The organism is Rhizobium sp. CG5, assembly GCF_023701945.1.
Taxonomy (GTDB): domain Bacteria; phylum Pseudomonadota; class Alphaproteobacteria; order Rhizobiales; family Rhizobiaceae; genus Allorhizobium.
In genome coordinates this window covers 234997-256512 of the sequence record NZ_JABAEF010000002.1, presented here as the reverse complement: position 1 = coordinate 256512, position 21516 = coordinate 234997, and the positions used below count along the sequence as shown (strand labels likewise).

The window sequence follows — 21516 nt, the reverse complement described above, 5'->3', positions numbered from 1 at the left end:
GGACCATGAGCCTCAATATCGTCATCTCGCAGTCGATGTATTTCCCCTGGGTGGGAATGCTGGAGCAGATCCGGCTTGCGGATGTGTTTGTCCATTACGACGATGTCCAGTATTCGCGCGGCAGCTTCACCAATCGGGTGCAGGTCAAGGGGCCGAAAGGCGTGAGCTGGCTGACGCTGCCGCTCAAGGATTTTCACTTCGGCCAGCGGATCGACGAGGTCTTGCTGGACGACCGCACCGACTGGCGCGCCAGGCACCGCGACATCCTGCGGCAGAACTACCTGAAGGCGCCGTTCCGCGACGAGATGCTCGGCCTTGTGGACCGCGTCTATGCCCATGAGCTTGTGACCGTGGCCGACGTTTCCCGCCATTCGATGCTGGAACTGGCGGCCTATTTCAAGCTGGACCGCACCCGCTTCGTGTTCTCCCACGATCTGCCGATCGATGGGGCGAGCAGCGAGCGGGTCTGCGACATCGTCGAGCATCTGGGCGGGACCAACTACATCACCGGCCATGGGGCCCGCAATTATCTGAACCACGGCCTTTTCGAGAGCAAAGGCATTTCGGTCAGCTATATGGACTATCGGAAAACGCCCTACCCGCAACTGCATGGTGATTTTACGCCTTATGTCACCGCGCTCGATCTTGTGGCCAATTGCGGCACTGACGGCGCTGAGATGATTCTCTCGGGCACCCTCGACTGGAAGGACTTTGCCGCATGAACGCTGTCAATCTGGACGCCGTCACCACGGAATACAGGCCGACTTGTGCAATCGACAACGACCTGATCCCGATCCGCGCCGGCATCGACTTGCCTGACCTGTGCGTGGCGCTGCTGGTCGAAGCCGAAGCGGCATGAAAACCGCGGCCGTCATCGGGGCGGGTTCCATGCTCGGGCGCCAGTTGATCGAGCGGCTGCAGGAGCATGGTGTAGAGACATTCACCGTCGGTCGCGGACCTGGCGATGATATCCGTTTCGACCTGCTCGACACGACGGTCTCGGTTCCCGCTGGTCTCGGCGCGGATGTGGTCTTTCATTGCGCGGCTGGATTTGCCGGCGACAGCGACGAGGGGCTGCGTGAGAATTTCGCGCTTAACGCCACAAGCGCGATTGCCGTCGGCGATCTGGTCCGGCAACTGGGCGCGCCCGTTCTCGTCTATGCCGGCTCGGCCTCCTCGGATCCGGCTCTCGACCCCGCCCATTTCACCTCCTATGGCTTGACCAAGGCAATTGCCGAGCAGGTGCTCCAGTGGACCATGGCAAAGCACGGCGGACGTTTCTGCAGCCTGCGTTTCACGCAGCTCTACGACACCAATGGGCGATGCTGCCATCATCAGCCCTGGTTCGGCCGCATCATTGCCTATGCCTCGAAAGGACTCGACATGCGCATGCCGCCCTCTCTGGGCGTGCGCAACCTGCTGCATGTCCGGGATGCCGCCGATCTGATGATCCGCAGCACACAGGCCGAGATCAGCGCAGACCTGCCGATCACCCATCCGGAGTCCCTCACCTGGCAGCAGGTGGCGGATATCGCCTATGACGTCTTCGACCTTGGCGGACGCCAGGTCGAGGCGCCGGAGAAATCTCCCTTCCGGACGATCCATTTCGCCGATGGCCGGCCGGCGTTCGACCTGCTCGGGCTGGCGCCGGCGATCGGCATGAGAAACGGCATCGACATGATCAAGTCGGCCGGCACGGCACCGGCCTTTGGCCCCATGGACATCACATGACACCATCAAAGACGCTTCCCGCCACCATCACTGTCGTCGTCACGGCTGTCGGTGCCATCATCGGCCAGGGGATCGCCGCCTCGTTACGCAAGGCAGGCCTTCCCGTCCGCATCATCGGCGTCGACCGGGATCCAAACGGCATTGGGCGGCATTTCTGCGATACCTTCTTCGCCAAGCCGCATTGCGACGAAGACAGCCCGGACTATCTCGACTTCTGGACGGCCCTGCTGGACAACGAAGCGGTGGATCTCGTTCTGCCGGGGCTGGAGCTCGACGTGCTGTTCTTCAACCGCAACCGCTCGGCCTTTGCCGATAGCCGAAGCCGGATCGTGCTTAACGAGGCCGGGCTGATCGAACTGGCGCAGGACAAATGGATTTTTGCCGAAGCGCTCAAGACCCACGGATTGCCCGTCATTCCCGGATGCCTGGCGGCCAGTTGGGACGAGTGCATCGAAGAACTCGGCGCGCCGCCCCTGCTGCTGAAGCCGCGCCAGGGCAATGGCTCGCGGGGCATCGCCGTGCTGCGCGACGCCGATGATTTCACCTATTGGAGCCGCCGGAGCAAGGATGCCTTCCTGATCCAGAAATTCGTCGGCAGCGACGATCAGGAATTCACGGTCGGTGCCTTCGGTCTTGGTGATGGAACCGCGCTGCCGCCGATCATTTTCCGGCGCAAGCTGTCGGTGGCCGGCAATACGCAATATGCCGAAGTGGTCGATCACCCGGTGCTGGCCGCGGCGGTTGAACAATTGGCTGCGATCTTCAAGCCGGTCGGGCCGACCAACTACCAGTTCCGCATGGCCGGCGATGTGCCTTACCTCCTGGAAATCAATCCGCGGTTCTCGAGCAGCACATCGCTGCGGGCAGCCTTCGGCTACAATGAGGCAGCCCTTGCCGTGCAGTTCTACCTGACGGACGAGGTGCCGGAGGCACCAGTCATCGCGCGCGGCCGCGGCTGGCGCTATTCCGAGGATCTGGTCGTCCTATGATCGCGATCATCTCCGACATTCATGGCAACCTGCCGGCTTTGACCGCCGTGCTGGAAGAGGTCGATGCCTTGGGGTGCCGGCAGATCCTGTCGCTCGGCGATGTCGTCGGCTATTACGCGCAGCCCGGCGAATGCGTCGACGCGCTGCGCGAGCGCGGAATCGTCAACATCCTCGGCAATCACGACCACTATATCGTCAGCGGAGAGGGATGTCCGCGCTCCAGACTGGTCTCGGAGATTACCGAATACCAGCGCGGTATCATCTCAGCCGATCAGGTAAAATGGCTGTCGACGTCCCTATCCCATATCGCCGACGGTACGGACTATTTCGTGCATGGCGGCCTGGACGACCCGATCGACCAGTATCTCTACGCCATCGAAGATGCGCATTTTCCGGCGGGCACGCAGCGGCTGTTTGCCGGACATACCCATGTCCAGGCCCTGCTTGACGTCAACGGCAAGACATTCTGCAATCCAGGTGCTGTCGGCCAGCCCCGTGACGGCGATCCCCGCGCCGCCTTTGCGACGATCTCCAGCGACGGGATCGGATTGCACCGTGTCGGCTACGACATCGACCAGACGGCCTTTCATATGCGCCAGGCCGGCTTTCCGGCAAAATGCTATGAAAACCTCTATATCGGTGCCCAGATCGGCGGTCGGATCGACAGGATTACGCTCGCCTGAGCGCAGCAGGTTGCGGATCGGCTCGCCTCAGGCGACCCTCTTGTCCCCTTTTCCCGGCTGAAAGCCGGCGCGTCGCTCGCCGTCGATCGTCAGCATGAACTCGTCCCAGGGATAGCGCAGTCCTTCCTCGCGAACCTTGATCATATCCGCCGGCATTACCATGGCGTTGACGATGTCGAACAGTTCGACCGGTGTCGTTACCCCGGCAATATCGGAGCGAATATAGGTTCCCATTTCGTTGGAGCCACTGATGGCGATGCCTAGCTCGTTCTCGATCAGCACCGGATTGAAGTATTTCAGGAACTTGCCACGGCGCCATTTCTTCAGGGCCGCCGTGTAGCCTTCCTTGACGATTTCGAAGGCCTCCCGCTCCCGAAAGATTTCGACATTCCGCGCGCAGGCCTCGGCAAAGTTCTTTTCCCAACCGTCGAAATTCAGCTTGTACTTCTTCTTGAACCATTGCTGCGTGATGCCGATGACGGATGACACGCCGAGATGGCTGCTGAACGGAAAATCGGCGAGTTCCGGATCCTCGTCCATATTGCGCCCGAGTTCCTTCATAAAGGCCTCGACCCTCGTTTTCATGTCGTCGATGCGGCCGATGGCAAAGGAATTGCTCTCGGGGCAACTGCCCATGACCGAAAAAGGCCTCTGGCAGAACGCAAATTCGCGACCGGTGACGATCACCTTCATCGCCATATCGTAGTCGACCGTGGGGTGCTCGAAATAGCGCCCGCAGAAGGTCTGTTTGATCTTCTCGAGAAGGGGGCGACTGATGGCAGAATGATAGACGGAAAAGCCCGCCTTCGGAATGATCCCTGCCTTATGCCAACCGAACATGCCCTTCAGCGAATCCGACCTCGGCACTTTGACCACGTTGTGATTGAAGCCGATCATAACATTCTGAACTCTTGTCTGCGGGCTCGGCCACATATAGTTCAGCGCACCCCAGGCAAAGGCTTCGACGCCCGGATTGGCCGCGACAACCTTCCTGAGCACGATCATGACATCCGGGTCGATGTAGTCGTCATCGCCAATGACCGTGACCCAATTGCCGGTGGCTGCCTCCAGAGTGCGTTCCCAGTTGTCCAGCATGGACAGCGTGCGATCTGTCGACGGAAGATAGACGACACGCGGATCCTTGACGACCTCCTTCATGTAGTCGTTCATGATTGAGGGATCGTCGGAATTGTCGACGAGAACCAGTTCGAAATCCGTGCGCGAACTGCGCAAAATGCCCTCGATCGTCTTCTTGAAGTAATATTGACGGTTTCGCGAGGGCACGCAGATCGAAAGTCGTGGCTCTTGTGTCATTGCTCTTCTCCAGTCGTCCGTCAGGCTTTCGTCAAGGCGCAGGCGCGACGCAAAATCGTCAGTCGATCGAGGCAACCGGGCCAGCCGGCAGGACGACCGGCGGCATCTTGGCGACCTGTCGCTCCGGAATAGAAGGCACGCCCTCGGTCAGGGATGTATCGTCAGATGCGGGATCGCCGTCACGAACTTCCCACCCCAGTCGGTGATATACGAAAGCTGCTGCTTGATCTCTGTTTGAAGATTCCATGGCAATATCACCACCCTTTGCGGTTTCTCGGCTTTGAGGACACTCTCGGATACAATCGGCACGCGGCTGCCTGGCAGCAGCATGTCCTGCTTGGCCGGATTCTTGTCGACGACGAAGGCCATCTGATCCGGCTTGAGGCCGGCGAAATTCATCAGCGTATTGCCCTTGGCGGCCGCTCCGTAAGCAGCGACTTTCAGACCTTGGCGCTGGCAATCGATGATGAAGGCCAGGAAGTCGTTGCGGGCGCGCTCCGCCTCTGCCTGGAAGCCGGCATAGTAGTGCAGGTCGCGCATCCCGGCATCGGCTTCCCGCGCCAGCATGGCATCGACGCTGGCAAGACGTTGGTGATGGTCATGATCGCTTCGGCAGGCAAAGACCCTGAGGCTGCCGCCATGCCACGGCGTCGTTTCGACGTCGAAGACCGAAAGGCCGTTTTCGCGGAATATGCGTTCGACCGCGGTCAGCGACAGATAAGAATAGTGTTCGTGATAGGCGGTGTCGAACTGCGTTTCGGCGACCATGTTCATCAGGTGCGGAAACTCGAAAGTGGCGACACCCTGAGGCTTCAGCAGGCGGGCAAAGCCGCCGACGAAATCGTTGATATCGGGCACATGGGCCAGAACATTGTTGGCCGCCATCAGATCGGCGGACCAGCCATCCTTTTCGAGCGTTTCGGCAAGAGCGATCCCGAAGAAATCCTCGACGACCTCAATGCCTTTCTGGCGCGCTGCCGCGGCGGTGCTGGCAGTCGGCTCGACGCCCAGGCAGCCAATGCCGCGCTCCTTGACATATTGCAGCAGGTAGCCGTCATTAGCGGCAATTTCCACGACCCGCGACTGCGGGCCCAAATCAAACCGCTCCGTCATGCGCGCCACGTAGTCGCGGGCATGGCCCAGCCAGGACGAGGAGAAGGACGAGAAATAGGCGTAGCTGTCGGAGAAGAACGTCTCGCGCGCCGCAAAATCCTCGGTCTGGACCAGAAGGCATTCCTCGCAAACGCGGATGACCAGCGGATACCAGAGTTCCGGACGGCCGCGGTCTTCCAGGCGAACATAGGAATTGGACGGCGGCGCCGTGCCGAGGTCGAGAAACGGCCGCATCCGTTGCGATTGGCAGTGACGGCATTTCATGCAGCGATCCCTTCAAAACTCGGACCAAGAAAAGGGTGCCCGGCATCGCGGGCGGACAGATGGGCGACCGGCAACGGCCAGGCAATGGCGAGTTGCGGATCCTGGCAATGCAGCCCGCCTTCGGCTTCCGCGCGATAGGGTGCCGAATGGGCATAGATCATCCGCACCGCGTCGGTCAGCGTCTGGAAACCGTGGGCGAAGCCGGCCGGTATGAGCAGGGAACGGGCATTGTCGGCCGACAGCTCGACGGCGACATGGTGCAGGAAGGTCGGAGATCCCTGACGGATGTCGACCGCGACGTCGAGCACGGTGCCGGCCACGCAGGTCACCAGCTTGTCCTCGCCGAACGGCGCGCGCTGGAAATGCATGCCACGGACCGTGCCGGCATGGGTCGTGCCGGTTTCATTGACCTGCGAGACCGGTCCGTCCCACCCCAATGCACCCAGTTCCTCGGCACAAAACAGACGCGTCAGGAAACCGCGGTCGTCGCCAAGGCGACGTCGGTTGAGGATCAGCAGGCCTTGAATAGCTGTCGGTACGACCTCGAAACGGGCGCTCATACCGCCTCCCGCAGATCGACCGTCAGGCTTTGCCGGAAATCGGTGATATCGGCCAGGCACAATTGCCGGGACGGAACACCGCTTGCCTGCGCCCGATACCAGGCCATGGTCCGCCGCACTGTTTCGTCGAGGGACCAGCACGGCTTGTAGCCGAGCGTGGCTGTGGCCCTGGCGCTGTCAAGCATCAGGTAGCCCGCCTCGTGCGGTCCGGCGCTGCCGTCACCCAGCTGGACATCGCCCTGCCCGAATGTTTCACGCGCGCGTTCGAGGACATTGCCGACGGTGGCCGCCGAGTGGATGTCGGGGCCAAAATTGAGGCTCGGGGCGAAATCCGGTTCCGCCCAGAGCCGTTCGGCCATCATCAGGTAACCGTTGAGCGGCTCCAGAACATGCTGCCAGGGCCGCACGGCACCGGGCCGGCGCACCTCCAGCACCCGGCCATTGCCCCAGGCCCTGACGGCGTCGGGGATCAGCCGGTCCTCCGCCCAATCGCCGCCACCGATGACATTGCCGGCCCGCGCCGTAGCGACACCGATACGCCGGGCCGCGAAGAACGACGATCGATAACTCGCAGTGACGATCTCGGCCGCCGCCTTGCTGGCGCTGTAGGGATCATGGCCGCCAAGCGGATCGGTTTCGACAAAGGGCCGGCCGGTTTCGGGGTTCTCGTAGACCTTGTCGGTGGTCACGACGACGACGGCGCGCAGATCAGGCGCGATGCGCAGCGCATCGAGAAGATTGGCGGTGCCCTGGACATTGGTTTCGTATGTGGCAAGCGGATCGCGGTAACCGGCCCGCACCAGCGGCTGGGCCGCCAGATGCAGAACAATCTCGGGCCTGGATGACGCGACGCGGGCCGCAACCGCCGTCCGGTCGCGGATATCGCAGGGCTGAACATCTGGAGCGCCGTTCAACAGCCGGAACAGCGACGGATCGGTATCGGGCTCCAGCGACAGGCCGCTGACCTCAGCGCCCATATCGGCAAGCCAGAGACCAAGCCAGCTTCCCTTGAAGCCGGTATGACCGGTCAGCAGAACCCGTTTGCCGTTCCAGAAGTGCGGATTGGCCATGGTCACCAGATCTTCCAGGGCGGATTGCCGCTGCTCCACATGCCTTCGAGAAGGGTCTTGTCGCGAAGCGTGTCCATGGGCTGCCAGAACCCGTCATGCATGAAGGCCTGCAGCTCGCCATCTTCGGCGAGGCCCGTCAGAGGCTCGCCTTCCCAACTGCTGTGATCGTCCTCGATCCGCTCGATGACCCGCGGCGACAGGACAAAAAAGCCGCCATTGATGAAGCCGCCTTCGCCTTCCGGCTTTTCGATGAAGCCGTTGACGGTATTGCCGTCAAGTTTCAACGCCCCGAAACGGGCCGGCGGGCGCACAGCGGTCACCGTTGCCAGGCGGCCGTGTTGCTTGTGGAAACGGATGGTGGCACCGATATCGACATCGCACAGGCCGTCACCATAGGTGAAGCAGAATGCCTCTTCGTCCTTGAGATAAGATGCGACGCGCTTCAACCGGCCGCCGGTCAGGGAGGTCTCGCCCGTATCGACAAGAGTGACACGCCAGTTTTCGGCGCTCTGGCGGTGGAATTGCAGGCTGTTATTGGCCAGGTCGAACGAAATGTCCGACATATGCAGCCCGTAATTGGCGAAATATTCCTTGATCACATAGCCGCGGAAGCCGCAGCAGATGATGAAATCACGGATGCCATGGCCATGATAGAGCTTCATGATGTGCCAGAGGATCGGGCGACCACCGATCTCGATCATCGGCTTTGGTCGCAGATGGGTTTCTTCCGCGATGCGCGTACCCATGCCACCTGCCAGGATGACGGCTTTCATCGCCACCTCCGGACCATGCCACCGAGCCGCGTGCCGCCGCTCTCATCAACCCTGCCTGCTAAAAACGCCATAATTCGCCCTGCCCGGTAAACGCTTATTACCGGGGGCAAGGCTATCGGGCGAACCTGTTGTCAAACTGGAGGTGCGATCAGAATCGTGTCGCGGCCAACCTTTGGCGAATAGTATCGATGTCGTGCGCCTCGTCGCTGAGCCGGCGACGCTCCCAGTCGAGGGCGGTTGCCACGATGGTCTCAAGCCCCGGACTGACCGCGGACCAACCCAGCACGCGCCGGGCCAGCCCGGCATCGGCCACCACGAAGGCAGCATCACCAGGACGCCGCGGTTCAAAACGAACATTGAGCGTCTTGCCGGAGACGCGTTCGACGGCGTTGATGACATCGAGCACGGAAGACCCGCTGCCATAACCGCAATTGGCGACGAGCGAGCTGCCTCCGCCCTGCAGATAGGCAAGCGCTTTCAAATGGGCGGCGACCAGGTCGCTCACGTGGATATAGTCGCGCATACCGGTGCCATCCGGGGTCGGATAGTCCGTGCCGTAGACGCACATGCCGTCGCGCATGCCCAAGGCTGTTTCGCAGGCGACCTTGATGAGGTGGGTGGCGCCGCGGGTCGACTGGCCGGCACGGCCTTGCGCATCGGCGCCGGCGACGTTGAAATAACGCAGGGCCACATAGCGGAAGTCATGGGCGCGCGCCGTATCCTGCAGCATGATTTCCGTCATCAGCTTGGAGGAGCCATAAGGGTTCTCCGGCCGCGGCGTCGCCGTCTCGCAGACCGGTTCGTTGCGCTCCGGCGTGCCATAGACTGCGGCGGTCGACGAAAAGATGAGCTTCGAAATGCCTGTTTTGACCGCCGCCTGGATCAGCACGCGGGAATTGCCTGTGTTGTTGTCGTAATAGTCGAGCGGATTGCTGACGGATTCCGGCACCACGATCGAACCGGCGAAATGAATGATCGCGTCGATGGGATTTTCGGCAAACACCTGTTCGAGAACCAGGCGGTCGCCGACATCGCCGAGATAGAAGCGCGCCTTGGGCGCGACTGCCCAGCGAAAGCCGGTCGACAGACGATCGATCACAACCACATCGTGCCCGGCATCCAGCAATGCCCAGACCATGTGACTGCCAATGTAACCGGCACCGCCCGTCACCAATATCGCCATAACCCTATTCCTCAGCCTGCGCCAATGTCAGGGATAGGTCTATGCGATTTCGACTTTAAAACTATTTATCTCAAACAATAACCGGCAATTTTTGCCATATCTATTTGATCTATACTTAATCAGCACTTTCAGAAAATATTCAAATTTTATCGATCGGCCCTGATGCCGAGAACGGGCCTCTGCCCGCTCCCGGCTCCGTTCAAAGCTTCAGGATGTAATCGCTGAGCCGGTCGGCCGCATCGCGGACCTGGGCCGGATCACGCAGGAAGCAGGCCCGCAGGAACTGCTCGCCGCCGGCGCCGAAGGCCGATCCGGGCGCCAGCGCAACGCCTGTCTTGTCGACGATGTCAATGGCGGCGGCGCGGCTGTCTTCCAGGCCGTCGATCTTCATGAAAGCATAGAGCGCGCCTTCGGGCTTCATCATCTGCACGCGATTGGTGGCAATCAGCGCGTCGCAGAGAATGTCGCGGGACGTGACAGCACGCGCGATGTTCTCGCGCACAAACTCGTCCCCGTGATCGAGCGCAGCGACGGCGCCACGCTGCATGAACTGTGCGACGCCTGACGTCGAATACTGGATCAGGTTTTCGAAAATCTGCCCGGTTTCAGGTGGTGCCACGAGCCAACCGACGCGCCAGCCGGTCATCGACCAGTTCTTGGAGAAGGAATTGGCGAAGATGACCCGGTCACCCTCTTCCATGATGTCGAGGAACGACGGCGCGCGGTCGGCCGAGGCGAAGTGATAGAGAGAATAGATCTCGTCGGCGAGGATCCAGATGCCGTGCTTGCGGGCAAGGCCAAGGATCGCCGCCAGATCCTCGCGGCTGGCCGTCCAGCCGGTCGGGTTGGAGGGCGTGTTGATGAACAGCGCCTTGGTCTTCGGGGTGATCGCCTGTTCGAGCCGATTGAGATCGAGCGCCCACCGTCCGCCTTCAAAACCGATCGGCAGGCCGACCGCCCTGGCGCCGCCGATCTCGATGGCCGAGACGATATTGGGCCAGCAGGGCGTCAGGTAGATCATCTCGTCGCCGGGACCGGTCAGCGCCTGAACGGCAAGCACGATCGCCTGCATGCCGGAACCCGTCACATAAAAATGGTCCGGCGAAAGATCGACGGAGAAATGGCGCTGATAATAGGCCGACAGCGATTGGCGCAATTCGGGAATGCCGCGCTGCCAGGTGTAGAAGGTCTCGCCCGCCAGAAGGGCGTCGCTCGCTGCACGATTGATGAAATCCGGGCTCGGAAGATCGCCTTCGCCGGCCCAAAGGGGGATGAGATTGTCCCGTCCTCGGGCATAGGTGATGATTTCAACGATACCGCTTTCGGGTGCGGATACGGCACGATGGCTAAGGCTGCTGACGATCGACATAAGGCTTCTCCGTTTCGACGTTGATAGCCGATCACAGGCTGGAATTCATATGATAAAGCGTGAGGGACGGATCGATTTCCGTGATGAATGGCAAGGCCCGGCCCGGGTGCGGGCCGAGACTTTCAAGGCGGGCGACCAGCCGGATCAGCGTGCCTTCAGCAGATCGCGGATCTCGGTCAGCAGTTGGATGTCGGCGGCCGGCGGCGCGGCTTGCTCAGCGGCGGCCTGCTGTCGTTCGAGCGACTTGCGCAGGGTGTTCACGCCCTTGACCATCAGGAAGATGATCCAGGCCAGGATGACGAAATTGATCACCACGGTGATGAAATTGCCATAGGCAAAGACGGCGCCCTGTTCGCGGGCGGCGGCCAGCGAGGTTGCCGTGACCTTGGAGCTGAGCGGCAGGAAGTAGTTCGAAAAGTCAAAACCGCCGAACACCACACCGACGACGGGCATGACGATGTCGGCCACCAGCGAATTGACGATCAGGCCGAACGCCCCGCCGATGATCACGCCGACAGCCAGGTCCATGACATTGCCGCGCGCGATAAACGTTTTGAACTCGTTGAGCATAGCTGTTTCCTCTTGATCCGATATCCCGATTGCCGCAGCAATCCTGCAGATGGTAATTTAGCATGGTCGCCGAAACTTGGAACATGGCGACGCGGAAAAACATACGTCGCGCCAATATGTTCGACTTATTGCCAATCGGTCGGACGATTTCAAACAGCCGCGATTTGACCTAATGTCGCGCACGGAGTTTTGGAACGCCGTGGCAAGGAGGGTGCGTGCTTCCAGGATGGGTCATCTTTCTGTCGGCCTTCGCCTATCTGCTGCTGCTGTTCGCAGTGGCCAGTTACGGCGACCGCCGGAGCCGGCTGCACGGTGTTCCCAAGAACGGCCGGCCGATTGTCTATGCCTTGTCACTGGCGATCTACTGCACGTCCTGGACCTATTTTGGCGGCGTGGGGCTTGCCGCCGATCGCGGCCTGGAGTTCACCGCGATCTATATCGGCCCGATCCTGATGTTCACGCTCGGCATGCCGATCCTGCGCCGCATTATCGAGCTGGCGAAGGCGGAAAAGCTGACCTCCGGGGCGGATTTCATTGCCGCCCGCTATGGCAAGAACCCGATCGTCGGCATGCTGGTGACGCTGATCGCGCTGGTGGGCACGATCCCCTATATCGCCCTGCAGCTCAAGGCAGTGTCCTCCTCCGTCTCGGCCATGGTCGATCCGTCCGATTACGGCATCGGCACCGGCAATCTCTATTTCATCGACCTGCCGCTGATCGTGGCGCTGTCACTGGCCTGTTTCGCGGTGATGTTCGGCACCCGGCATACCGACGCCACGGAACATCAGGACGGGCTGATCCTGGCGATCGCCATGGAATCGGTGGTCAAGCTGGTGGCCTTCTTCACCCTGGGCATATCGGTCGTCTTCTTCCTGTTCGACGGCCCGAGCGATCTCTGGGCAAAGGCGGTCGAAACCCCGCTGGTGATGTCGGCACTGACCCATGAAACGCCGATCAGCCGTTGGCTGCTGCTGATTGCCCTGTCGGCCTTTGCGATCATCATGCTGCCGCGCCAGTTTCACGTCACCGTCGTCGAGAACCGAACGTCGAAGGAGTTGCGGCTGGCCGGCTACCTGCTGCCGCTTTACCTGATCGCCATCAACATCTTCGTGCTGCCGGCGGCCATCGGCGGGCTGATGGCGTTTGGCGGCACCGGCAATGCCGATCTCTATGTGCTATCACTGCCGCTGCACAACGAATTGCCCGTGATCTCGCTGATCACCTTCCTCGGCGGCTTTTCGGCCGCCACCGCCATGGTCATCGTCGAGTCCGTGGCGCTGGCGATCATGGTGTCCAACGATATCGTCATGCCGATCTTCCTCAGGCAAAAGCTGCTATCGCGGACCAGCCATCACGACGACTTTGCCCGAACCCTCCTCAACATCCGCCGCACGGCGATCTTCGGCGTCATGCTGCTCGGCTATGCCTATTACCGCTCGGCCGACAACACGAGCGGCCTGTCGTCGATCGGCCTGCTGGCCTTTGCGGCAATCGCCCAGATCGCCCCGTCGCTGTTTGGCGGGCTGATCTGGCGGCGGGCCAATGCGCGAGGCGCCATAGCCGGCCTCAGCAGCGGGTTCGTGGTGTGGATCTATCTGCTTTTCCTGCCGAGCTTCGGCGTCCAGGATCACTCAGACCTCGCCTCCACCGTGCTCAGCTTCCTGTTTCCCGGCATTACGCTGTTCAGCGGACCGGATGCAGACCAGTTGGTCAATGCCACGGTTTTGAGCCTGCTGGTCAATTGCGCGGCCTTTGTGATCGGTACGCTCAGCCGCAATCCGCGGCCGGTCGAGCGGATCCAGTCGGGCATTTTCGTCAAACGCCATCTGCGGGCCAATTTCGCGACGCGCGGCTGGAAGACCCGCGTCAGCGTCGGAGACCTCAAGACCGCGATCGCCCGCTATCTGGGCGACGAGCGCATGCACCGCTCCTTCAAGAGCTACGAGCAGGCGGCCGGCCGCACGCTGGCCGACGACAGCCCGGCCGACATGGCCTTCATCCATTTTTCCGAACAGCTGCTCGGCAGCGCCATCGGCTCGGCCTCCGCCCGCCTGGTACTGTCGCTGATCCTGCAGAAGGCGGAGGATACCTCGGCCGACACCGCCTGGCTTCTCGACCAGGCCAGCGAGGCGCTGCAATACAATCAGGATATGCTGCAGACCGCCCTGTCGCAGATGGACCAGGGCATTGCCGTCTTCGATGCCGGCAGTCGCCTGACGATCTGGAACCGGCGTTTCCGCAGCCTTCTCGACCTGCCGGAGCATGTCGGCCAGGTCGGCTTTCCGCTGACCGACATCATCTCGATCCTGTCGCAGCGCGGCGATATCGCCGCCGAGGAGCAGTCGACGGTGATCGGCAACTTCCACCACCTCGACGATCCGTTCCAGCTGGTGCTTTCGGGCGGCGCCCGCATCATCGAGGTTCGCTGCAATGCCATGCCGGACAAGGGAATCGTCGCAACCTTTACCGACATCAGTGCGCAGGTGGCCGCCGACAAGGCGCTGAAGCAGGCCAATGAGACCCTGGAGCAAAGGGTTGGCGAACGCACCGGAGAGCTCACCCGGGTGAACCATGCGCTGGCCGAAGCGCGGGCGGCGGCCGATGAGGCGAATATCGGCAAGACGCGCTTCTTTGCCGCCGCCGGCCACGACATCCTGCAGCCGCTCAATGCGGCGCGGCTCTACTCGTCGTCGCTGGTCGAACGGCTGGGCGATTCCAGCGACAGCGCCCTGGTGCGCAATATCGATTCGGCGCTGGAATCGGTCGAGATCATCCTCGGGGCGGTGCTCGATCTGTCGCGCCTGGACACCGGCGCCATGAAACCGCGGCTGGCCTCCGTTCCCCTGCAAAGCCTGCTGGAACGCATCGAAACCGATTTCGCACCGATGGCGCGCGAGAAGAACCTGAAACTCGTCGTCGTCCCGACATCGCTGAAGGTGCGGACCGATCCCAATCTGCTGCGCCGTCTGGTGCAGAATCTGGTGTCGAATGCCATCAAATACACGCCGTCCGGCCGGGTCCTGGTCGGCGCCCGCCGCCACGGCAAGGAGGTTATCATCCAGGTGATGGATTCGGGCATCGGCATACCGTCCTCCAAGTTTCGCACGGTGTTCAAGGAATTCGCCCGGTTGGAGGAAGGGGTGAGGACCGCGTCGGGCCTCGGGCTTGGGCTGTCGATCGTCGACCGCATCGCCCGGGTTCTGAACCATCCGGTGCAGCTCTCCTCTACCCCCGGCAAGGGCACGAGCTTCCGGGTGTTCATGCCGCTCGACATGTCCCAGCCACAGGCCGCGTCCGTCGCGACGATGGCCTCGCCCGACAAGACGTCGCGGTCGCTGGAGGGCGTCAGGGTGTTGTGCATCGACAACGAGCCGAAGATCCTGGAGGGCATGCAACTGTTGCTCACCGGCTGGGGCTGCCGGGTCGATTGCGCCGGGTCGGTGGCCGAGCTCGACGGCATCGTCGCCGACCATGCGACACCACCCGACGTCATCATTGCCGACTACCATCTTGGCGACGGCAGCGGTATTGGCGCGATCCTGATGCTGCGTTCCCTGTACGGCACGACAATCCCGGCCCTGCTGATCACCGCGGACCGCACCCAGGAGGTGCGCAGCGAGGCCGAGCGACAGACGATCGGCATCCAGCACAAGCCGGTGCGCCCGGCCGCGCTGCGGGCCTATATCACCCAGGTTTCGGCGTTGAAAAGGACTGCTGCCGAATAGGGTTTGCCGTCAGCCGCGGGCGCCAAACGCCCGCGGATCAGTGGGTTACCAGGACTTCAGGGCCCGCAGGGTCGGTGTTTTCTTGACGACATGCTCGTCCATACGGCCCAGCAGGCGGTCCAGCAGTTCGACGGCCTGACCGACGGAAGGCCCCTTGTTGAGCATCACGCACTCCGCCCGGCTGGCCATGGCTGCATCGGTCATTTCGCCGCGCGATGGAATACCGTCGCGCACCAGATCCTCCAGCACCTGTGTGGCCCAGATGGCCGGAACGGAAGCGGCCTCGCAGATCCACAGGATTTCCTCCTGCATTTCGGCAAGTCGCTCGAAACCGATCTCGGCGGCCAGATCGCCGCGAGCGATCATCACGGCAAACGGGCCACGTTTGCGGGCGCGGGCAATCAGGGCCGGCAGATTGCTTACGGCTTCCGGCTGTTCGATCTTGGCAACCAGGCCCAGCGGCCGGCTCGACGCTCCATGGCGCGCCAGCGCTGCGTCGAGCAGATCGATATCGTCGGGGTGGCTGACGAAGGAATAGCCGACCATGTCGGCGCATTCGATGACGGTCGGCAGGTCCGTCTCGTCCTTGGCGGTCAGGGGCGACAGGCCAAGCGCGGTGTCGGGCAGGTTGATGCCCTTTTCCGGCTTCAGCTTGGCGCCGCCCGATTTGGCCTTGGTGATCAGGATCACCGCCTCGCCGTCAGCGATGCTGTCGACAACGCCTTCGAGCTTGCCGTCGTCATAGCGCAGCCGATCGCCGACCGAGAGGCGCGTCACCATTTCCGGCAGGGACACGCCGGCCGAAAACCGCACCTCGCTGCAGGTTCGCGGCAGGCCGGAGGCGACAAGCCGGACTCGGTCACCGACCGCCAGGCGCGCCTTTTTATCGGGAAGTTCCACGACGCCGGTGCGGATCTTCGGGCCGGCAATATCCATCAGGACTTTCAAATCGCGGCCAAGCACATGGGCCGCTGAACGCACATGTGCAGACATGGCGCGCCAAGCGTCCGGCCCATCATGGGCGCAGTTGATACGGGCAATGTCCATGCCCTTGGCGGCGAGATCCAGAATGAAATCCGGTTTATCCGCAGCCTCGCTCGGCAGGGTCACCATGATGCGGGTGCGACGATGGGCGCGGGGTGCAGCAAACAGCGCCTCAGAAGCCTCCTGCAGGCGGGCCTCGCCCTTGAAGAATGCACCTTCGGTCGGCATGGGCATGGGGCTTTCGCGGCCTGCCAGAGCCGCCAGCGCTGCAATCACCGCATCGAGCGTCGGCAGGACGCGACCCTCCAGGCGGCCGAGCGACGACAGGCCGAGAACCATCAGGCGACGCTGCAGGATCCGCAGATCCTGATGGCGCAAGGCGAGGTAATGGGCGAGGTTTTCGACGGCCGGATCGACAGGTCGCTTGTCACCGTCGAACTCGTCCAGCAGGACCTGCGCCTTCGCGACAACGGTCGCCCGCAACTGCACGATCTCGTCCAGCAGATCGGAGGCCTTTTCGGCACTTGTCGGCACATCCAGTTTGTTCATGATTCGCACTCCGTCATTACTCGTGACAATCGCGCTCCGGCGAAGGCTGCAATGCACCGATCGCGGTTCTGGCCGGTAGGGCTTCAAACAGGCACGCTTAAAGCAGCGACGTAACGGCAGCGTGACGGCGCATCGTCCTTTGCGGACAATAGCATTTCGCGGCAGCGACGGCCCCGCGTCTTTTGTTACGGAGCCCTGCGGCATCTTCGCCTTCCGGCCAATAGCGCGCTGTCGGATTAGCGCCTAGACTGCCGTTTCAAGCATTCGACGCCAGGGAGGGGCCATGCGGATCGCTGTCCTATCCGATATCCACGCAAACCGTCAGGCGTTCGAGGCTGTCCTTGCACAGGCCAGCCAGCGCGGCGCATCGCGTTACGTCATTCTCGGCGATATCGTCGGCTATGGCGGCGATCCCGGCTGGTGCGTGCAGACCTGCATGGCGCTGGCCGAACAGGGGGCCGTCGTCATTCGCGGCAACCATGACCAGGCGGTGGACGATCCGCTTATTTCCCTCAACGAAACGGCCCGCGCGGCCATCGATTGGACTGCGGGCGTGCTTTCGCCGAGCGAGAAGGCCTTTCTCAAGGGGCTGCCGCTTGAAGTCCGGGACGAGGACCGGCTCTATGTGCATGCCGACGCCTCCGCACCGCAGAAATTTCGCTATGTCACCGACGCCGAGGACGCCGCGGCGCATTTCCGGGCCTGCCAGGCCTCGGTGAGCTTTTGCGGCCATGTCCATGTGCCGGCCCTTTATGCACTCGCTCCCGCCGGCAAAGTGACGGCTTTTGCTCCCCATTCGGCGACGGGCATACCGCTTTTGCCGCAGCGGCGCTGGCTGGCGGTGATGGGTTCGGTAGGCCAGCCGCGAGACGGCAATCCCGCCGCGGCCTTTGCGATGCTCGATACCGACACAGGCGAGCTCTGCTTTCTTCGGGCGGCCTATGACATCGAGGCGGCGGCGGCGAGCATCCGGGCGGCCGACCTGCCGGAAAAGCTGGCGGCCCGGCTGTTCAAGGGGAAGTAGGATTTGAGGGGCAAGCAGGACTTGGGGGGAAGTAGGACATGGCGAGAACCACTCTGCATCCCGGCAGCGTGATCGATGGCTTCACGATCGGCGAGCTGGCCCATCGCGGCGGCATGTCGCGGCTCTATGCCGTGACACGGCCGGATATCGACTTTCCGATGCTGATGAAGGTTCCGGACATGGGCGACGGCACCGATCCGGCGATGATCGTCGGCTTCGAGATGGAGCAGATGATTCTCCCAAAACTTTCGGGGCGGCATGTGCCGCGTTTCGTCGCCAATGGCGATTTCGCCCGCCAGCCCTATATCGTTTTCGAGCGTCTTTCCGGACGATCGCTCTATCCCTTGCTCGAGAAACTGCCGCTCGACGCCGATGAAGTGGCAAGGCTGGGCGCCCGGATTGCCACGGCCCTTGCCGATCTGCACCGCCAGGATGTTGTGCATCTCGATATCAAGCCTTCCAACATCCTGTTTCGCGACAGCGACGAGGCCGTGCTGGTCGATTATGGACTGGCGCGGCACCTGCACCTGCCGGATCTCATGAGCGAGGAATTCCGCCTGCCCTACGGCACGGCCCCCTATATGGCGCCCGAGCAGATCCTCGGCGTCCGCAGCGATTTTCGCAGCGATATTTTTGCGCTCGGTGTGCTGATGTATTTCTTTGCCACCGGCACTCGACCCTTCGGCGATCCGCAACGCATGAAAGGACTGAAGCGCCGCCTGTGGCGCGATCCCGTGCCGCCACGGGCGCGCCGACCCGAGCTGTCCAAGGCATTCCAGGAGGTGATCCTGCGCTGCCTGGAGGTCAACCCGGCGCGGCGCTATCCGACCGCCGCGCAACTGGCCATGGACCTGCAGGATCTCTCCAAGGTGGCGCTGTCGCCGCGCGCGGAAAAGCTGAAGCGCGACGGCTGGGTGCCCGTGATGAAGCGTCGGTTCGACCCTGAGCCGATCGAGATGATCCGGCCCCAGGCCGGCACGATGCTCTTGTCGAGGGCACCGATCGTCATGGTCGCCATCGATCTCGGCGACGGCTCGTCCGAGCTTGCCGAAGCGCTGCGATTGACCGTCAGCCGGATCATCGAGAAGACCCCCGATGCCCGTGTCGCCTGTGTCAACGTGCTGAAAACCGCCCTGCTCAAACTGGATAGCGATCTCGACGCCAGCGGCAACAACAAGCATGTGTCCGGTCTGGTGCAGTTGAAGCACTGGGCGGAGCCGTTGAAACTGGCAGAGGGCTGCGCGACCTACCATGTGATCGAAGCGGTGTCTCCGGCCCAGGCCATCCTCACCCATGCGCGCGACAACCTGGTCGATCACATCGTCATGGGCGCGCGCGCCAATTCCGCCATGCGCACGCTGCTCGGCAGCGTGTCCGGCGAAGTGGCCGGGCACGCGCCCTGCACGGTCACGGTGGTGCGGGTGCGACAACCGGCGTCGAACGACTGAACCCCGCCGATCCCTAAGGCCGCAAGGCCCACACCGTTGCATGTGTCACCACGCCGGGGGCGGCGATCAGCCGGGCGGAGCGAACCGGTTCGAAGCCGGCAATGCGCTTGGTACCGACCCAGCGGCCGTGATCGGCAAAGACCTCGATCGATCCGTAGTCGAGGAAGATACGAATGCGTCGCGGCCGGGCGCCCTCGGCAATATAGCGGGGCGACACCTCCCCTTCCTTCTCATGGCGAATGGACAGACCCGCTTCGTCCAGCACGACGGCGAGTTGGACGTCGGGATGATCGAGCAGCAGTTCAAAGCCGGCTCCGGCTTCCTGAAGCTCGAAGAGAATCTCGACGGCGCCATTCAGCAGCGTCACCGTCTGGCCGCTGGCCAGACGCGTGCGGTCGAGACTATGGCTGCGCAGGCTTTCGGCAGCCCCGATCGGCGGTGTCAGCAGCGCGCCATCGGCAAAGCGCAAGGTGCGCGGCAGGGTCATGGCCGTCGGGAAGTCGATGGTATGGCCGGCATCCGCCCAATTGGCCAACCAGCCGATGCCGATCGGCACATCTCCATCCATGAAGGCCTGGAAGGCGTAGTTGTCGGTGCCGAAATCCAGCTCCTGCTCGAATTCCTTGGCAAAGGTCTTGCCGTCGAACCAGCCGACTTCCGCCATGGTGAGGTTCTTGCGGCCGGTCCTGATGTCCTCGCTGTTCATCAGGCCATAGATCAGCACCCAGCGGGTCGACGGGCTGGTAAGCGGGCCGTCGAGCGGCAGCAGGCAGGGGCATTCGAGCGCCGTCGTCTTGTGGCGCGTATCGACCAGCAGCTTGCCGACATAGGTCCAGCCACCGGCGGCTGTTCGGTCCTCGCTCTCGTAGAGCAGGATCACCCCCCCTTCATCGCTCTGGCTGCCGAGCAGCATTTTCCACAGGCCATCGGGTCCCTTCATCACGTACGGATCGCGGAAATCGAGCGTCAGGCCCTCGCCGTCCGGCCGCTGCGGCAGAATGATCTCCGCCTGGCCGGCGCTGAAGAGATCGGCCGAGGTCGCACTCATCTGGATCTGCTCCTCCGGCTGGCGATCCTTCTGTTGCTCGGTGAAGAAGACCCGGATGCCGGGGCCGTTGGGCAGGGCAATGGCCGAGCCGGAAAAGGCACCGCCGCGCTTGTCGGGCCGGGCGCTCAGATCCTCGGAGGGGAAGAGGAAGATCGGCAGGTGGCGCCAGCGCAGGTAATCCGACGAAACGGCATGGCCCCAGTGCATGGTGTTCCAGGTCAGGCCGTGGGAGTAATGCTGGTAGAACAGATGCGGCCGCCCGCCGAACCGGCCAAAGCCGTTCGGATCGTTCATCCAGCCAAACGGCGGGCGAAAATGATAGCCGTCGGTCAGGCGCGGCGGCGCATTGCCGGGATTGGTGTGCAGCACGGTGATGCCGGTTTCCAGCACGTCGGCGGGGGTGAACCAGTAGGCAACCGAAACCGCGGTGACGTCGCTGTCATACTGCAGCTCGATATGACCGCCACCGAACACATGGTAGATGCGGAAGTCGTATTCCTCGGTATTGGTGGCCAGAACCTCGCCGAACTTGCCATTGGCGCTGAAGAAGGAAAGCGACCCTTGAATGCCGGGCAACATGGCCTTCAGCCAGATGTGCAGCGTGGTGTTGACCGGCAGATCGGCATGAATGACGCGCTGGCTGTCTTGCTTATGGGCTGTGTCGGGCATCGGCTTTCCTTGTGTCTACCCCGACAAGCCTAGAGCGCGAATGCGGCCAGGAAAGGCCCAGCACTTGAAAAAACCCATAAAAAAAGGCCGGGCAAACCCGACCTTCCCTCAATCTCTACAAAACCGTGCCGGTACATCCGTGGTCACGATCTGGAGATAATCTGTATTAGACGGCCTGGAGGCGGTCTGCAGACATCTTGCCGGACTTGTTGTCGCGGACCAGTTCGAAGGAGAGCTTCTGGCCATCCTTCAGGTCGCGCATGCCAGCGCGCTCAACGGCAGAGATGTGAACAAAAACGTCGGCAGCGCCGTCGTCCGGCTGAATGAAGCCGAAGCCCTTGGTTGCGTTAAACCACTTTACGGTACCAGTGCTCATGACGATATCCTTTTAAAATCGTTCATAGAAGTTGCAGTTTTGGGGAGACCCATCGCCGCGGTGAAAACCGATTT

General features: G+C 62.2%; 19 protein-coding genes. 8 read left to right on the top strand and 11 right to left on the bottom strand.

What is annotated here, in order from left to right; all coding sequences use genetic code 11:
- Positions 1 to 5: 5 nt before the first annotated feature.
- Genes HGO38_RS04585 through HGO38_RS04565 form a run of 5 tightly spaced genes read left to right on the top strand, consistent with a single transcriptional unit; the run spans position 6 to position 3403 of the window.
- Positions 6 to 722, top strand: a complete 717-nt coding sequence (locus HGO38_RS04585) for a WbqC family protein (RefSeq protein WP_250954739.1) — start codon at positions 6 to 8, stop codon at positions 720 to 722.
- On the top strand, positions 719 to 859 hold the full coding sequence (locus tag HGO38_RS04580) for a hypothetical protein (RefSeq protein WP_250954738.1): 141 nt from the start codon (positions 719 to 721) through the stop codon (positions 857 to 859). The genes HGO38_RS04585 and HGO38_RS04580 overlap by 4 nt, the downstream gene beginning before the upstream one ends.
- A complete protein-coding gene (locus tag HGO38_RS04575; RefSeq protein ID WP_250954737.1) occupies positions 856 to 1731 on the top strand; it encodes an NAD-dependent epimerase/dehydratase family protein in 876 nt (291 codons plus the stop codon). The genes HGO38_RS04580 and HGO38_RS04575 overlap by 4 nt, the downstream gene beginning before the upstream one ends.
- Complete coding sequence (locus HGO38_RS04570) at positions 1728 to 2720, top strand: ATP-grasp domain-containing protein (protein ID WP_250954736.1); 993 nt, start codon at positions 1728 to 1730, stop codon at positions 2718 to 2720. Before HGO38_RS04575 ends, HGO38_RS04570 begins: the two co-directional genes overlap by 4 nt.
- On the top strand, positions 2717 to 3403 hold the full coding sequence (locus HGO38_RS04565) for a metallophosphoesterase family protein (RefSeq protein WP_250954735.1): 687 nt from the start codon (positions 2717 to 2719) through the stop codon (positions 3401 to 3403). Before HGO38_RS04570 ends, HGO38_RS04565 begins: the two co-directional genes overlap by 4 nt.
- Positions 3404 to 3430: 27 nt before the next feature.
- Here HGO38_RS04565 and HGO38_RS04560 read toward each other — a convergent pair whose 3' ends face one another.
- The 8 genes from HGO38_RS04560 to mscL all read right to left on the bottom strand — a co-directional run bounded on the left by HGO38_RS04560 (position 3431) and on the right by mscL (position 11619).
- Complete coding sequence (locus HGO38_RS04560; RefSeq protein WP_250954734.1) at positions 3431 to 4717, bottom strand: glycosyltransferase; 1287 nt, start codon at positions 4715 to 4717, stop codon at positions 3431 to 3433.
- Between the two features lie 147 nt (positions 4718 to 4864).
- A complete protein-coding gene (locus HGO38_RS04555) occupies positions 4865 to 6094 on the bottom strand; it encodes a class I SAM-dependent methyltransferase (protein ID WP_250954733.1) in 1230 nt (409 codons plus the stop codon).
- Positions 6091 to 6654, bottom strand: coding sequence for a dTDP-4-dehydrorhamnose 3,5-epimerase family protein (locus tag HGO38_RS04550; protein WP_250954732.1), 564 nt, complete (start codon positions 6652 to 6654; stop codon positions 6091 to 6093). The genes HGO38_RS04555 and HGO38_RS04550 overlap by 4 nt, the downstream gene beginning before the upstream one ends.
- Complete coding sequence (gene rfbG, locus HGO38_RS04545) at positions 6651 to 7724, bottom strand: CDP-glucose 4,6-dehydratase (RefSeq protein ID WP_250954989.1); 1074 nt, start codon at positions 7722 to 7724, stop codon at positions 6651 to 6653. Before rfbG ends, HGO38_RS04550 begins: the two co-directional genes overlap by 4 nt.
- Positions 7725 to 7726: 2 nt before the next feature.
- Entirely contained in the window at positions 7727 to 8497 is a 771-nt protein-coding gene (gene rfbF / locus HGO38_RS04540; protein WP_250954731.1) for a glucose-1-phosphate cytidylyltransferase, read from the bottom strand.
- A 148-nt stretch (positions 8498 to 8645) separates the two neighbouring features.
- Positions 8646 to 9680: a UDP-glucose 4-epimerase GalE gene (gene galE / locus HGO38_RS04535; RefSeq protein ID WP_250954730.1), complete on the bottom strand. Its 1035-nt coding sequence runs from the start codon at positions 9678 to 9680 to the stop codon at positions 8646 to 8648.
- 199 nt (positions 9681 to 9879) lie between these two features.
- A complete protein-coding gene (locus tag HGO38_RS04530; protein ID WP_250954729.1) occupies positions 9880 to 11049 on the bottom strand; it encodes a pyridoxal phosphate-dependent aminotransferase in 1170 nt (389 codons plus the stop codon).
- 144 nt (positions 11050 to 11193) lie between these two features.
- The gene (gene mscL, locus HGO38_RS04525; protein ID WP_250954728.1) at positions 11194 to 11619 is read right to left on the bottom strand and encodes a large conductance mechanosensitive channel protein MscL; all 426 of its coding nucleotides are present in this window, start codon (positions 11617 to 11619) and stop codon (positions 11194 to 11196) included.
- A 215-nt stretch (positions 11620 to 11834) separates the two neighbouring features.
- On the opposite strand from mscL, the gene HGO38_RS04520 reads away from it, so the two are divergent.
- The gene (locus HGO38_RS04520; protein ID WP_250954727.1) at positions 11835 to 15344 is read left to right on the top strand and encodes a hybrid sensor histidine kinase/response regulator; all 3510 of its coding nucleotides are present in this window, start codon (positions 11835 to 11837) and stop codon (positions 15342 to 15344) included.
- Between the two features lie 45 nt (positions 15345 to 15389).
- On the opposite strand, the gene HGO38_RS04515 is transcribed toward HGO38_RS04520, so the two are convergent.
- Positions 15390 to 16877, bottom strand: coding sequence for a pyruvate kinase (locus HGO38_RS04515; protein ID WP_250954726.1), 1488 nt, complete (start codon positions 16875 to 16877; stop codon positions 15390 to 15392).
- A 283-nt stretch (positions 16878 to 17160) separates the two neighbouring features.
- Between HGO38_RS04515 and HGO38_RS04510 the strand changes: the two genes are divergently transcribed.
- Both HGO38_RS04510 and HGO38_RS04505 read left to right on the top strand, forming a co-directional pair.
- Positions 17161 to 17901 (top strand): metallophosphoesterase family protein, encoded by a 741-nt coding sequence (locus HGO38_RS04510; RefSeq protein ID WP_250954725.1) that lies wholly within the window; start codon positions 17161 to 17163, stop codon positions 17899 to 17901.
- 38 nt (positions 17902 to 17939) lie between these two features.
- Positions 17940 to 19349, top strand: coding sequence for a bifunctional serine/threonine-protein kinase/universal stress protein (locus HGO38_RS04505; protein ID WP_250954724.1), 1410 nt, complete (start codon positions 17940 to 17942; stop codon positions 19347 to 19349).
- A 13-nt stretch (positions 19350 to 19362) separates the two neighbouring features.
- Here the strand turns inward: HGO38_RS04505 and HGO38_RS04500 are convergent, their stop codons facing one another.
- Positions 19363 to 21066 (bottom strand): GH32 C-terminal domain-containing protein, encoded by a 1704-nt coding sequence (locus tag HGO38_RS04500; protein WP_250954723.1) that lies wholly within the window; start codon positions 21064 to 21066, stop codon positions 19363 to 19365.
- Positions 21067 to 21232: 166 nt separating this feature from the next.
- On the bottom strand, positions 21233 to 21442 hold the full coding sequence (locus HGO38_RS04495; RefSeq protein ID WP_168471324.1) for a cold-shock protein: 210 nt from the start codon (positions 21440 to 21442) through the stop codon (positions 21233 to 21235).
- Between the last annotated feature and the right edge of the window lie 74 nt (positions 21443 to 21516).